Consider the following 15,034-nt stretch of genomic DNA (forward strand, 5'->3'; position numbering starts at 1 on the left):
ATTATTAGGTATACTACTGACAGCTTCCAAGGAGCTAAAGAGGTCCCTAGCGCCTACGGGGAATTTGTATCGATAAGGGGTACAAATTCCCACTAAGCGCTCGGGACCCCTTGTAGGAAAATGTCCTAAGTGTGGCAACAATATTGTATTAAAAAAATCGTTTTATGGTTGTTCAAATTATCCTGAATGTACCTTCACTTTAGCTGAACATTTTAGAAAGAAAAAACTCACCAAAACAAATGTAAAAGAATTACTAGAGGGAAAAGAAACCCTGGTAAAAGGAATCAAAACGAAAGATACTCAACTCATCCATGCAACGATGATAGGGTTGCAGCATTGCAAAATTTAGGTGTACCCTATTCTCGATACTAAATTCATAATCTCACAAATTGGCAAGCAGTGTAAACCTGTACAGGTTCACTCATTTTCTCGATTTTCCCTTCGGTGCAATCTTCGCAAATTTGCTTGTTGGGGAAGCATCCCCAATCCCCTTTGAACATCATCTGCCGATGATGGCTACACGATTTTCAATCGTTTCTCAAAGAACAGTAGAATAAAAATTTGCCCATGGTTGAAAGCACCGAAATCGAAAAGCAAAAAAGCAGCCACGATCCGCACCCTTTGGGGAGTGCAGACCGTGGCTTTTTGCTTTAACGGAAGTTCTTCTTTTCCTCTTTCTCTTTCTCTTTTTCCTGCTCTTTCTGCCTGTCGATATTCAAAATCGTTTCAACCGTCCGTTTGGCAATCAGCAGTTCTTCTTTCTCTTTTCTGATCTGACGGTACTCAGCGTAGTCCTGCTTTTTCTGGACTGCCAGCTGATGAAACTCCTCATACAATGATTGCATGGACGGGAGCTTTGTAATCTGCAATTCATCAAAGGCTTGCTTCGCCGCTTTATGAATTGTGATTTCCTGACGGTGTTCTTCAAAGAATTTTTTGCTATATCCAGACTTGCGGTACTCGATATAAATTTGCCTTGTGTTGCGATAATTTTTGATGTGCTGCTGCAACGCCTGAACCTCAACCATACGTTTCTCTGCGACCTTGATAGAATCAGAAAGCGCATCGAACCGGGCAGACAGATTTTCAATATGAGCAGTCAGATCGTCGTAGTTGCCCAAGCCTTTTTCTTTCAGTAGGATTACCGTTCGGGCAGCTTCTTTTCGGTTGAACTTCTTCGCCCACTTTTCATAACCGACCGTCTTGCCCTCGGCCATCTTTGCCTGAATATCAATCAGCATCTGGAACTGCTTCGGGGCAGGAGCCTTGGCAGAGCCGCCTTTTGATTTGTGCAGGTTCTTGCCGGAGATAACCGCTTGAATTTCCTCTTTGCTATATCCTTCGCCCAGGGAACGCAGCCGAATGAAACGCTTCTGATTCTCGCCCTTGAACGCAGGCTGCTTTCCATCCTTGAACTCAAATCCCATGTCAGCCAGAGCCTGAACAAAGCCATCAAAGCTCTTTGGTTTCTGCTTCAGCACCGCATCAATCGCATCACATAATTCGTCACGCTGGGTACGCTTCTTGGGATAAACAGTTCTTTTCTGGCGCTCCCGATACGGCTTCGGTGTAATAATGGACAGCCCGTGTTCCAGGCAAACCATATCACTGAGTCTTTGCACCGCCAGACCGGAAAGAAAGAAGTTTTTGAATTTCCGTGTGGCATCCAGCGAGGTCGAATTATAAATGATATGATTGTGAATGTGGGATTTGTCGATGTGGGTCGCAACGATGAAAGCGTGTTTTCCCTTTGTCCATCGCATCGCTGTTTCATAGCCGACTTGGTTCGCTTCTTCCGGGGTGATTTCTCCCGGCTTAAAGGACTGGCGTATCTGGTATGCGATGATATTGTTCTTCTGCTGTCTGCCGGTAATATGCTGATACTGCCGTTTGGAAAGCAGAAATTCCTCATCTGCTGTCTTTGGATCACACTCATAGGAACTGATAAATTCGCCATCATTGGTTTTTGCGGCATTTTGTGAGTAGTCGGTTCTGTCTGCCAAACATTGAGCGACCGTCTTTCCCTTATTCACATGGAGTGCAATCAATCTTGTCGCTGCCATTCCCATCACTTCCTTCCCAAAAAGAAAAAGCCACCGGTCGGTGACTTTTCTCTGATATTATCTTATGACCTGATAAATGCTCCCAGACTTTCTCCAATATTCTCGACTTTCATAACAGCCCAGACGAGCAAGAACACCGCTGCTATTGTCGCAATTCCAAGAACCACAAGAATAAGCAGGGACTGCCACAAAGCCTTTACAATGCAGTAAATCGCAGATCCGCCAATGACCAAGAGCAATAAACCAATTACATAGGACACAACATTTGTAAGCAGATTTCCAAGAATGCAAATCACTTTTACAACGAACAGCACCGGCAGTGCCAATATCTTCAATACCAGCTTCATAGGCTCAACCCCTTTCTTTTAATTATATTGTACAAGGGTATCTGCCATAACGCAATGATGTCAACCCTTATGTAAAAGCCGCAGCCGAAACTGCGACTTCCCAACAAGTTGTCGGATTACTGGATTGAGGACAGGCGAACAAGAACTTCTCTCATGTCCGTCCAGATCTCCTCCAGCCGTTTTTGCAAATCCTCAATGTCAGCACGATAGATGCTGCCTGTTTCGTTCGCTCGCTTTGCGTACTGGTTCAGGTTGTTGGAGCAGATTCGCAGGAGCGAAACCAGGGCTTTCACATCCTGCAAATCCAGTCTGATACAGTAACCATCCAGAGCCATTTTCCGCAGATAGGCTCCCATGCTGCGGATGCCAAGCTCGTCCATCTTCTCATGGATTCGCTCGACCTCCTCCTTGGATGCAAGGAAATGAACATCCTGATCTCGCTTTGCCATTACAACACCTCCTCACGGGTTTCAGAGTATTTTGCAGGCGGGATATGCTCCGCTTTGGATTTCAGATCAGCCAACACAGAAGGACGCTCTGACTCGCTTCTTTCGTCACGATTTTCCACAGAGTCCTCCATATTCAGGGCTGCATCCAGTTCTGCCAGTCGCTGACTTTTGGCTGTCAGCTCTGCTTCCTGCGGGAACGGTTTTCCAACCTCCGCCTTGGCTGCTTCCTGCTGATTGTAGAGATTATTCAACTGCTCATTGGCTCGTTCTAAGCGCTCAAGGATGCCTGCAAGGGCATTGTCCAGTCGGGTGATATTTCCTCGTGCGTCCGTTCCAAGGGCTACTCTGTGGCTCACAGCGCCCTTCAGGGTCACATCGAACTCGTTCCGGAAACTGTCAAACGAAAGCTCCATCTGAAAGCCACGGTAACTGCCAAGAGGAACCGGATCGGCACTTTTCGTGTCCTTACAAGCCGCAAGGAGGATTTCACCGGCATCTGCCTTTTCGGTGTAGGCTTTGCCCATGATTTCCATGCCGCAAAAGCCATCGGCAATCTGCGGGTGTGCTTCCACGGTTTTAATATCAGCTTCAAAGCCATGAATATAGCCTGTCTGCTTTTCAATCTCAGCCGGGAAGTATTTCAGAAGCTTATCTTCCATACGGTACTGCTGGCTCTGGTGGTCAGCTTTCAGCACCTTCAGCCTTGCCACATCAATGTCCAAGTCCATCTTTTCCTTGATAAGCGGATTGCCGGCACACAGCGCCTTGATCTCCGCATAGGACAGCGCCTGCTCATCCACATCGTCACAGGAGCGAACCGGTGATTTGGAGGTCATAATCTGAGAAATAAACTTCTGCTTGTTTTCCAAGGTCTGATACAGGTAGGCATCGAAGGTTCCCTCGGTCACATACTGATACACCTGAACCTCTTTGTTCCGGTTGCCCTGACGGATGATACGACCGTTTCTCTGGGTCATATCAGACGGACGCCAACCCACATCCAAGTGGTGAACTGCCACCAATTTGTCCTGGACGTTGGTTCCTGCACCCATCTTTTGCGTACTGCCAAGAAGCACTCGCACCTGCCCGGTACGAACCTTGGCAAAGAGGTCTTTTTTCTTTGCCTCGGTATCTGCATCATGGATAAAGGCAACTTCTTCCGCAGGCACACCGTTTGCAATCAGCTTGGTTTTGACATCATCATAGACATTGAAGGTTCCATCATTTTTCGGTGTGCTAAGGTCGCAGAACACCAACTGGGTCAATTTGTCAGCCTGACCGTCCTGCCAGATACGCAGGATATTTCCCACGCAGGCATTGAGCTTGCTGTCAGGGTCATCGGGTAACAGGGTGTTCATTAGCCGCTGATCCAGTCCCAATTTTCGTCCGTCGCTGGTAATCTTGAGCATATTATCGACGGACGGGTCTACAATACCGGCATGAACATCTGCTGCTCTCTCTGAAAGGGAAGCCACCATATCCTTCTGGTACTCAGAGGGCTGAACCACAACCGTTTCAAACTTTGCTTCGGGAACAGGGAGATGCAACTGGTCAGAGGTCTTGATGTCGGCAACCTCCTTGAACATATTCATCAGTTCAGGCAGGTTGAAGAACTTCGCAAATCGGGTTCTGGCACGATAGCCGGTTCCCTCCGGTGCAAGCTCAATCGCAGTTGTTGTTTCTCCGAAGGTCGATGCCCAGGAATCAAAATGGGTCAGGTTCTTTTGCTGGAGCGTACTGTACTGGAGATAGCGCATGACCGTATAAAGCTCGGTCATCGAGTTACTTACTGGAGTACCGGTTGCAAAGATCACACCACGCCCGCCGGTCAGCTCATCCATATAGCGGCACTTCATAAACATATCCGAAGATTTCTGGGCTTCGGAGGTGGACAGACCTGCCACATTTCGCATTTTTGTGTAGAGGAACAAATTCTTGAACGCATGGCTTTCGTCCACAAACAGCCGGTCTACACCCAACTGCTCAAAGGTAATGACATCATCTTTCTTGTCAGCGGCAAGGAGCTTGTCCAGTCTGGCTTCCAATGATTTTCGTGTTTTCTCCATCTGCTTGATCGTGAAGTTTTCGCCACGCTGCCATTTCAGCTCCGCAATCGCACCCTCGATCTCATCAATCTGCTCCCGCAGCTGCCGTTCCTGTCGTTCGGCAGAAAGCGGGATTTTTTCAAACTGGCTGTGACCGATGATGACTGCATCATAGTCACCCGTTGCGATACGAGCGCAGAACTTCTTACGGTTTGCTGTTTCAAAATCCTTCTTGGTGGCAACAAGGAGCTTGGCACTCGGATAGAGGTGCAGGAACTCGTTTGCCCACTGTAAGGTCAAGTGATTCGGCACAACGAACAGGGATTTCTGGCTCAATCCAAGCCGTTTACTCTCCATAGCCGATGCAGCCATCTCGAAGGTCTTGCCCGCACCAACTTCGTGTGCAAGCAGCGTATTTCCACCATATAGCACATGAGCGATAGCATTTCTCTGGTGTTCACGGAGGGTAATATCCGGGTTCATGCCGCCGAAACGGATATGAGAGCCATCATACTCACGAGGTCTGGTGGAGTTAAAAAGTTCGTTGTACTTGGTGGAAAGGGTTTCTCGTCTGTGCGGATCTCTCCAAATCCAATCTCGGAACGCATCCTTGATTGCCTGCTGTTTCTGCTGTGCCAGGGTAGTTTCTTTTTTATTGAGGACACGCTTCTGCTTACCATCTGCATCTTCAATCGTATCATAGATACGAATATCCTTCAGATTCAGCGTTTCCTCCAGAATCCGATATGCGTTGGCTCGCTCTGTACCGTAGGTGACATACGCCGCCACATCGTTGTAGTTGGGAGAACTCTTACCGTTGATGCGCCACTCTGCGGTCAGCTCGGAGAACTTGACCTCAATGGAACGGCGCAAGTAATACGGCGTTTCAAAGGTTTCCTCCATGAACTGCTGAATATAATCGGCATCAATCCATGTTGCACCCAAACGCACATCAATCTCGGACGCATCCAAGTCCTTCGGCTGTGCTTTCTGCAAGGCTTCCACATTGATGTGGAAGGAAGAATCCCTGTCTGCCGCCATCTGTGCGACACGCAGCTTGCTTCTTACATCACCGGAAAGGTAATCATCGGCAGTCTGCCATCCAACTTCCACAGCATCGGGAGCCATCGGGTCTTTGAAGATCACCCCTCGAAGCTCTGCCTGAATCGCATCGTATTCTCCAGGTGTTCCAAGCAGCTGTGCCATAAACGGCAAATCCACCTTGCCACGCTCACCGATAGAGATTGCCAGAGCTTCGGACGGCGTATCCACGCTCGTCACTCTGCGTTCCGGCTTGATGGTTCGCTTGGTGAACATATCCGCCTTGCTTTTCAGATTGCCGTCCTCATCCACATTTTCCAGAGAACACAGGAGATAGTAGGAGGAATCGTCAGCAAATGCCTGACCATTGGCTCGATTATTGATAAGCCCGTTCTTTGCGGCAAACGCATCGTAGGCATCATTCAGTTCTGCCTGTTTCTGAGTAATCATTTCATCCGGGTAATCCTCAAGCTGATATTCGATCAGCTCGTTGACGATACCACGAAGTTCCACCATGCCCATCACACGGTCTTTTGCTTTCTCATTCAGGTCTACACGGCGCATCAGGGAGTTTTCACGGAAGTACACATTGCCATCCACCACGGTATAAGAGAAATTCTTTACATCCGGGGTTGCAGGAATGGTTTCGATTTCCTTACCCTTGTCAGCTTCGGGAAGCTCCACAGCCTGATAGGTTCCTTGGATGTGGGAAACTGCTTCTTTCAGAAGTTCGGACAGTTCCATGCCCTCAATGGGACGCACTGTAATGTCCATGCCGTAGGCGGTACTTTCTTCCACCGTATCGCCCAGAACCATTTCAGGATGAGCGACAAAGTAGCTGTTCATGGTGTGTCCTTCTTCGGTGCGGTCAAGGTTTACCCATTCCGGTACAATGTCAATCGGATGGTCACGCTTTTGCAGGAACAGGATGTCGGACACGACTTCCGTGCCTGCGTTTTTCTTAAAGGCATCGTTTGGCAGACGGATTGCACCAAGCAGTTCCGCCCTCTGCGCCATATATCGCCTTGCGTCAGAGTTCTTGGAATCCATGGTGTAACGGCTTGTCACAAAAGCGACCACACCACCGGGACGAACCTGATCCAAAGCCTTGGCAAAGAAATAGTTGTGAATGGAGAATCCCAGCTTGTCATACGGCTTGTCGGACACTTTGTAGTTGCCGAAAGGGACATTACCCACAGCCAGATCGTAAAAGTCTCGGCGGTCTGTCGTTTCAAAACCGGCTACTTTGATTTCTGCGTTGGGATAGAGCTTCTGAGCAATTCTGCCGGTGATGGAATCCAGTTCCACACCATACAAACGGCTGCTCTGCATTTCAGGAGGGAGCATACCAAAGAAGTTGCCGATACCCATAGCAGGCTCCAGAATATTTCCTGTTTCAAAGCCCATCTGTCCGACCGCATCGTAGATGGAGCGAATGACCGTAGGGCTGGTGTAATGTGCGTTCAGGGTGGAAGCTCTTGCCGCAGCATATTCATCTTCGGAAAGCAGGTTTTTCAGTGTCTGATACTCCTTCGCCCAATTTCCCTTGTCCGGGTCAAAGGCATCTGCCAGACCGCCCCAACCGACATAATTCGACAAAATCTCCTGTTCTTCGGTAGTGGCGTTCCTGTTCTCGCTTTCCAGTTTGAACAGAGTTTCAATGGCTGCGATGTTTCTTGCGAATTTCTGCTTCGGTCCACCTTCACCGATGTTGTCATCCGTGATGTGGAAGTTCACCGCAGGAACAGGTGGGATTTCTCTGGTGGTGATGGACTGCTCAAGCTGAGCGATAATGTCCATGACTTCGGCATTCTGCCATCCGTCCACCTGGGCATAATCCTGAATGATGGTGTCCTTTCCATCTACGCACTGTACGAAGTCCAGACTACCCGGCAGATCTCTGGTATTCATTGCACCCAGGGCTTTTCTCTGCGTGTCAGGAAGTGCATAGTAGGCTCGCAGGGCATCATCAAAGGAACTGTATTCCTTGATGTCCAGCGCACCCCGCTTCTGAATGTCCTCGGCAACATAAAAATGATCGATGAAGTGTTCCGGTTCCTGCTGTTCGGGTTCCGCACTGGCTCTGACCTGTGCGTGTGCCTTTTCGTCAGGGTAGTCCCCATAGATACGGATGCACTTATGCTCCTGCTGATCGTAAACGGCAGCACCATCGTACTTGAATCCGTCATCCTCCATGGTTCCGTCCACATAGCCCTGGGCAGCTTTTTCCGCTTCTTCCAGAGTGTAGTAGTCCAGTTTATCATCGAAGCCGTTTTCAAAGTGATGGTAGGCGGCAACCAGATAGCGGGGAGCCATGCGCTCCTCGTAGCTGTTAATCATCTCAGGTGTCAGCCATTCTGGTTTGTCGGGAATCATTTCATACAGCTCACGCATCTTGGCAATCTGTGCATGGCGGTTGCCTGCCCACAGATGCTTTTCGCTGTGCTGTCCTGCACCAAGGAAGTATTCGCAGTCCATACGCAGACGGTCTAACAGCTGATACTCAGGGGTGTAGTCCCTCGGTTCGGTTTTGCCCAGAAAATCCTCTGTAACGGGCTTTTCTTCGGTTTGGGCATCAACCCTTACCGCATGGTTTCTTTCGTCCTGAGAGAGCATACGCTCGAAATTCTCACGATTCTCGGCACGGAAGATGGGATAAGCAAGCGTAGGGTCACGCAGCTGAACTTCTCTGTCCGTGATCTGCTCCACACGGAAAGCTGTATCGTCCAGATATACCGTGTCACCGACCTGATAATTCCATTTCGGTTCCTCGGAAGCAGATGCTTCCACAACTTCGGCAGGCTCTGCCACAGGCGCTTCTGGCTGAACCGACTCCATCGCAGCTACGGACTGACGAACTTCCTCCAAATAGTCATTGGCAAGCCATTCGTCCGTGAAGTATTCCGTAACGCCTTCCGGGTCTACATAGTAGTCATCGGTCTGATTATCCCAGATCGCATACTCGCCATCCTCGGTATCAATCACTGCGAAACGGTCATAAACATCTTCCAACGGATCAGTTTTAGCTTCTTCGATAGCCTGTCGTTCCGCTTCTTCCTCCGGGCTGAGGTAGCGTCCCTTTCGTATCAGACCGTCGATTCTCTGCACCACCTGCGCCCAGGACATCTGCAATTTATCGCAACCGCTCTTGGTGTAAGCAACACCCTTGGCATCGTGATCCTGACCGCTGTGCGTTGCACCAGAGCAGGCATGGGAATGACCACCGGTTCCGTATTCATGCTTCAGGAAGTCCATCTTTTCCTTGGCAGAATGATTCTCCTGCCAGTAGTTATAAATACGGGCTTTACCACCGGAAAAGCCGCTTCCACGGGTCAAGTCTGCATTGACTTCATCATCCGTAATGAACTGGCGGACAAGGGGCATCTGCATCATATCGGTCTGATACTCACGCAAAGGCATATTCAACTCATACAGCTGTTTCTGAATGAGATTCAGCTTGTGATAGTGAAAACGAAGCAGATCGGGATTTTCCGCAAGGGTTTTTCTAAATTCCGAATACTGCTGTACCAAGGTTGCGTGGAAACGAGGGTCATCCAACTTTTCAGCCAAGTCTGCGGTTTCGTCAGGGAAACCACGAAACGGTTCCTGATGAAGAATTGCCAGATAGTTGCTGGAACGGGCTTCTTCACTCAAATCGTGATAAAGATGCCACAGGGATTCTGCCAACTTCTGACGCTCATATCCGGATGCTTCTACCAGTTCCACATTAGTTGCGAACCGACCATTTTCAAGCAGTTCTCCAATGCGCTCGGCAACCGTTTCCCAAGAAACGATCTGCGCTCTGGGGCTGTCAATGGCAGAGGAACCTTTGGCAAGGTGGATACCGTCCTCGGCATACCACGCACAGATATTCCCGCTATCTTCTTTCAGACCATAGCCGCCGTGATAGACCTGCTTTAAGGTCTGAACGATTTCTTCCAACGGCTTCTGCTTCATATATTCCAGCGCTACGACTTTTCGGGCTTCATCGGTATTGCTACCAAGCAGAAGGAAGTGGTCGATTTCTTCCTGGGCAAAAGAAAAAGCAGAGGGCGTAAAGCTCTCTGCTCGGTCGATAAAACTGATTTGTTCATTTTCGGAGAGGAAAAGGTTCAGACTCAGCTGTTGATAAGCTCCGTCATCACGACTTCCTCCGCCTGTGCTTTCAGGCTGTTCATGTGCTGCACCCACGCCATCTGCTGCGTTTCCTTGTCCGGTGCGGGGCTGTCCTTCAGGTACTGCTCCATCAGAAACTCCACTCTGGCTTTCGCTGTTTCCTCGATCTCCCACAGGTGCGGGAACAGGCTCTCCGTCAGAATCATGTCGTTCAGGAGCATCGGATTGTTCTGTTCCAAAAATGCTCGACGCATCCTGCCGTACTTGCCCAGAGGTTTCTCTCCCTCGTTCTCCAACTGAAGGTTCGGAATCTGATAATCTCCGGCCTGTCTGTAAGTCATCTCGCTCATAATCTGTACTCCTTTCGGTAGCTTTAATCTGCTCATGTTCTCCAATCGCTTTTTCGATTTCCTGAAACATCCTTGTGCTGATGGCATTCACCGCAGTACCAAGGGCATTTACCGTCTGTCTGGTGTTAAAATCAAACACCTTCTGGAAATCCTCATGCTCGAAGTAGTTGTCGGGACTTTCCACGAACCGGCAATACATCGTATAGGATACGCTGTTTGCCACCGCATTTTTGAAAGCTACTTCGATGTTGAGTTCATCATACTCCTCAAGGAAGCTGTTGGCAACGATGTCGAGGAACTGCTTTTTGTAATCGTCCCAATACTCAGCCGCCAGTGCGGATGCAATATCTTCAAGCTGTGCTTCCAGTACCCCGTCAGCGGCAACACCGAAGGTACGCTCCATCGCTTCCATGACATAGGAGCGGTTTTCAGGCGTCACCTCCCACGGTTTCAGTTCCGGGGAAGAACGGCGAACGCCGGTATCCGCCACATCAAACACATAGCGCAGATACGGTTTATCCCTGTTCATCACAAACAGAGCAATGCCGGTAGAGCCACGCTTTACATATCTGCGGTAATTTTCAGCGTTCCAGTCCTCATAGGGCTTGCAAAAGGTCGCATTGGGGCGCTGAGCATAAATCATCACCTGTTCCGGATAGGTGAACTCATAGTTGCGGGACATCGTTCTCAAAAACGAAGTCCAGTTATCTGTGTTCGAGGTGATTTTCCCAATCGTTTCTTTTGCTAATCCGGAATAAAATCGCTCTTTTGCGTTCATTGTATCCCTCCAATCCTATCAATCCGGATAAAGGTTCAGCTTCTCAAAGGCGGCATCGTCCATGGCTGAAACTTTACGGAGAACCGAGTCTGCCAAAGCAAAAAGCTCTGACTCGTCCTCCGAAAGCTGTTCCTTCATCAGTGTCAGTGCTTCACACAGCCCTGACCTTGTGCCAGGGCTGTAAAGCATCATCATGTTCCGCTCATCCTGTGTGAAATCCATCATTCAATCTCCCTTTCCGGGTGGCTCTTGGGCGGCTTATGGGAAACATCCGGCACGGGCTTTTCCTTTAACTGCTCCAACACCGAAGGACGTTCCTCTAATCCGGACGCTTTTCCGTTATTGATGATACCGTCAATCATCCCATAATCATCTTCCATTGCCATCTCTGCGTTTTTCAGGTAGTTTTCGGACTTCATAAAGTTTTCCAGCTTCTGAAACCCAACAGAATCTACATAGTGAAAGGATACCTCACCGACTACCTTTAAGGCTACGATGTCGCTGACCGACATACTGTGACCACGGAAATCATCCGGGTGGTCAATATTGAACTTTACATACAAATCTTCCAGCTGCCGATTCACATCCTCGGACATAGAAATGGAGCCATGATAGACCACCTCGTAACGGTCAATCTCAGGCTCCATTTCTTTCTTCTGAAGGTAGCTGTAATTTGCAAACATGAGCGGGATATTATCGTCTACATCTTCCCGCAGCTGAAGAATCGCATAGGAATCCGTGGGGCTTTCCAGAAAAGCAACCATTCTGTCATCCGGGGTGGTATTTCCGTGAACATCATCCCATTTTTCGTTTTTCATATCCGTGTCCTCCTTATCGTTCAGGCTCTTTGCGTTTGGGAGAGGGACTGGCAGGCGCAGCTTTTTCTGCGGCCTGTGCCAGTTTTTCCATGACCGACTCACGCTTCGGAGAGTCGAGCTTATCCAGCTGACTTTTCAGCACTTTGGCAACCTCAACCGCAGTTTCCTCACGGGCTTCTTCAATGGCTGTATTCAGGAACTCACGATACGGAGCCGTATTACCAGCGGCAAGATCTGCCTTGATTTCTTGGATATGCGCCTGCACATCATCGACCTGATCCATATATTCATAGGGGTCGAAGTTCTCTGCAAAACGGTCGAGCTTAAAAGCAAGCTCAGCGATAGGGTCATTGACCACCACCGCCTGTCTGCCGACTTCAAAAGCCTGCTCCATGACATCCTCATAGAACATTGCCCGCAGTTCCCGGCGCTCCAGCCCGAAGGATTCCAGAATATCCCGGCGGACTTCGAGCATGGACAGTTCAGGGTTATCAACCTGACCGCCATCAATCTCGTTGTAGTTTTCATCCAACAGGGTGTAGTCGTAACCATCTTCGCAGGTCTGCACCGCAAGGATTCTATCCTTTCCGACCTTCCATGCGGCTTCATCGCCCATAATCTCAGGCTCCGGCATATAGCTTGCGCCGTTGCGCTCCATAATTTCTGCAAACTGGCAGATATGAAACACATTGTATCCGATCTGCGTATGATACTCGTCAATGAAGGTGCAGGGCTTCACAACCATTTCATCCGGGTAGTGAATCTGCACACAGCTGCCATCGGGGATATGAAACAAATCCTTATAATGGCTGTCGATAAATCGGATTTCCTTACCATCCGGGTTGTACTCATTTGTCATTTGCGCTTTCCTCCATTTTCAAATTCCATACTGAACTTCGTTTTGCCATCATCTGATACCTCCATAAAGACGGTGGCATCAAAGGTGTTGCCCGTTCTTTCGGACTTGCAATTCTTGAGCTTTACCTTGCCGGAACCAAGCAATTTCTGCGCCGTGGCAGAAGTCATGCTCTTGCCGATGCTCGCAAAGTAGCGATTGTTTTTCCAGAGGGCAAATTTGCAAGCTCTGTTGGAACAGAAAAATGCCTTGGCTTTGTCCTCTACAGCACTGCCGCAGAGCGGGCATTTGCCGATAGAATTGGCTTCTTTCGACATCATAACCTCGGAATCACGGATTACTTCATAGTTCTGAATCAGACCGGCAATCACATCTTTGATCTCGTCCATAAAGTCCTCGCTGGCATATTCGCCTTTCTCAATGAGCAACAATTTTTCTTCCCAATCCGCCGTCATGGATGGGGACTGAATCTGTTCCGGCATGACTGTTACCAGAGCCGTACCCTTGTGGGTCGGAATCAGGTGTTTGGTTTTCTTATCACCCTTACGCTCCAGAAAACCGATGCGAACCAGCTTCTCAATGATACCGGCACGGGTCGCAGGCGTTCCCAAACCTTTGCGCTCCACCTCATCAGGCATTTCGTCCGCACCGGCAGTTTCCATAGCAGAAAGCAGAGTATCCTCGGTAAAGTGTTTAGGGGGAGATGTTTTCCCTTCCTTGATTTCCGTGCCGCTGACGGTCATTTCGTCACCAACGGAAACAGAAGGGAGTGTCTGCACGTTTTCGTCGGATTTTGTCGAATCATTTTTCTGAACCAGAGCTTTCCATCCATCCTGCACAACAGTTTTGCCTTTGGTGGAAAACACGGTACCGCCACAGTCCAGCTCAATAACTGTCTCTGCGTATCGGTGCGGATCGCCAACAGCTACGCACAACCGATTCGAGATCAGTTGCAAAATTGCAAGTTCACCCTTGGGAAGTTCGCTCAGATTGCATTTCTGCAATTCTCTGGTCGGAATGATGGCATGGTGATCTGTGACCTTTTTGTTATTCACAACCTGCTCTGCATGAACTGGTATGTTATCCACATCCTCCACGGGGAATGTGTGGAAAGCCAGCTTTACGAGGTCGGTCAGGCTATGTGCCATATCTTCCGTCAGAAACCTGCTGTCGGTACGGGGATAAGTGACCAGTTTCTTTTCATAGAGGTTCTGCGTGTAGTCCAAGGTCTGCTGTGCCGTGTAGCCAAGCACACGGTTGGCTTCTCTCTGTAAACTGGTCAGGTCATAGAGCGCAGGCGGCTTTTCTGTTTTCTCCTTACATTCAGCTTTCTGAACGATTGCCACCGAACAGCTTTGTTTGACAGCTTCGGCTGCTGCCTTGGTTTTGAAGCGTTCGCTTGCAGCCGTAAAACCATCCAATCCAATCTGAACTGTGTAGAACAGTTCAGGCTTGAATGCGGAAATGGCAGCTTCTCGCATAACAGCCATAGCAAGGGTAGGGGTCATAACACGACCAACATTCAGGGTCTGCCCGTAAAGGGTCGAAAAAAGTCGAGTAGCGTTAATACCAACAATCCAGTCGGCTCGTTCTCGACACAGTGCTGCTTCATACAAAGCATCATATTCCGTTCCAGACCTGAGATTTTCAAAGCCCTCCTTGATTGCTACATCTTCCATCGAGGAAATCCAAAGCCGCTCAAACGGCTTTCTGCACCCGGCTTTGTGGTACACCAACCGAAAGATCAGCTCGCCCTCACGACCGGCATCTGTTGCACACACAAGACTCGCAACATCTTCTCTGGCCATGAGCTTTTTCAGAATCCCAAACTGTTTTTTCGTACCGGCAGAAACCTCATACTGCCAGTCCATCGGGAAGATAGGAAGGTCTGCATAAGCCCATTTGCTGTACTTCGCATCATAGACTTCCGGCTGTGCCAGCTCCACCAAATGCCCTACACACCAGCTGACCACATATCCGTTTCCCTCTAAGTAGCCATCCTCACGCTTGGCAGCACCTAACACTTTGGCAATACTCTGTGCAACCGAAGGCTTTTCAGCCAAAACTAATTTCATTTGCATCTGCTCCTTTCACAAAAAAATAAGCAGCCACACACCGTAGTGCATGACTGCTATGTAAAAAGTTCGGAAAGGATTTTTGCAACCTGATAC

General features: G+C 49.0%; 9 protein-coding genes. 1 reads left to right on the forward strand and 8 read right to left on the reverse strand.

What is annotated here, in order from left to right; genetic code table 11:
• Nucleotides 1-85: 85 nt before the first annotated feature.
• Nucleotides 86-349 carry a topoisomerase DNA-binding C4 zinc finger domain-containing protein gene (locus tag LG211_RS08365; RefSeq protein WP_118219135.1) on the forward strand — a complete coding sequence of 88 codons (264 nt, stop codon included), beginning with the start codon at nucleotides 86-88 and terminating at the stop codon, nucleotides 347-349.
• Nucleotides 350-650: 301 nt separating this feature from the next.
• On the opposite strand, the gene LG211_RS08370 is transcribed toward LG211_RS08365, so the two are convergent.
• The 8 genes from LG211_RS08370 to LG211_RS08415 all read right to left on the reverse strand — a co-directional run bounded on the left by LG211_RS08370 (nucleotide 651) and on the right by LG211_RS08415 (nucleotide 14,938).
• The gene (locus LG211_RS08370) at nucleotides 651-2,063 is read right to left on the reverse strand and encodes a relaxase/mobilization nuclease domain-containing protein (RefSeq protein ID WP_002578945.1); all 1,413 of its coding nucleotides are present in this window, start codon (nucleotides 2,061-2,063) and stop codon (nucleotides 651-653) included.
• A 62-nt stretch (nucleotides 2,064-2,125) separates the two neighbouring features.
• The gene (locus LG211_RS08375; protein ID WP_002578946.1) at nucleotides 2,126-2,410 is read right to left on the reverse strand and encodes a hypothetical protein; all 285 of its coding nucleotides are present in this window, start codon (nucleotides 2,408-2,410) and stop codon (nucleotides 2,126-2,128) included.
• Between the two features lie 116 nt (nucleotides 2,411-2,526).
• A complete protein-coding gene (locus LG211_RS08380; protein ID WP_002578947.1) occupies nucleotides 2,527-2,859 on the reverse strand; it encodes a plasmid mobilization protein in 333 nt (110 codons plus the stop codon).
• Nucleotides 2,859-11,189 (reverse strand): LPD11 domain-containing protein, encoded by an 8,331-nt coding sequence (locus LG211_RS08385; protein ID WP_002304391.1) that lies wholly within the window; start codon nucleotides 11,187-11,189, stop codon nucleotides 2,859-2,861. Before LG211_RS08385 ends, LG211_RS08380 begins: the two co-directional genes overlap by 1 nt.
• 18 nt (nucleotides 11,190-11,207) lie before the next feature.
• Entirely contained in the window at nucleotides 11,208-11,414 is a 207-nt protein-coding gene (locus tag LG211_RS08400; RefSeq protein ID WP_002578948.1) for a transposon-transfer assisting family protein, read from the reverse strand.
• Nucleotides 11,411-12,007: a YodL domain-containing protein gene (locus LG211_RS08405; RefSeq protein WP_002304389.1), complete on the reverse strand. Its 597-nt coding sequence runs from the start codon at nucleotides 12,005-12,007 to the stop codon at nucleotides 11,411-11,413. The genes LG211_RS08400 and LG211_RS08405 overlap by 4 nt, the downstream gene beginning before the upstream one ends.
• Before the next feature lie 13 nt (nucleotides 12,008-12,020).
• On the reverse strand, nucleotides 12,021-12,866 hold the full coding sequence (locus LG211_RS08410) for an LPD16 domain-containing protein (RefSeq protein ID WP_002304387.1): 846 nt from the start codon (nucleotides 12,864-12,866) through the stop codon (nucleotides 12,021-12,023).
• A complete protein-coding gene (locus LG211_RS08415; RefSeq protein WP_002578949.1) occupies nucleotides 12,863-14,938 on the reverse strand; it encodes a DNA topoisomerase 3 in 2,076 nt (691 codons plus the stop codon). Before LG211_RS08415 ends, LG211_RS08410 begins: the two co-directional genes overlap by 4 nt.
• Nucleotides 14,939-15,034 lie beyond the last annotated feature (96 nt).

This window comes from Hominibacterium faecale (assembly GCF_020734085.1).
Taxonomy (GTDB): Bacteria; Bacillota; Clostridia; order Peptostreptococcales; family Anaerovoracaceae; genus Hominibacterium; species Hominibacterium faecale.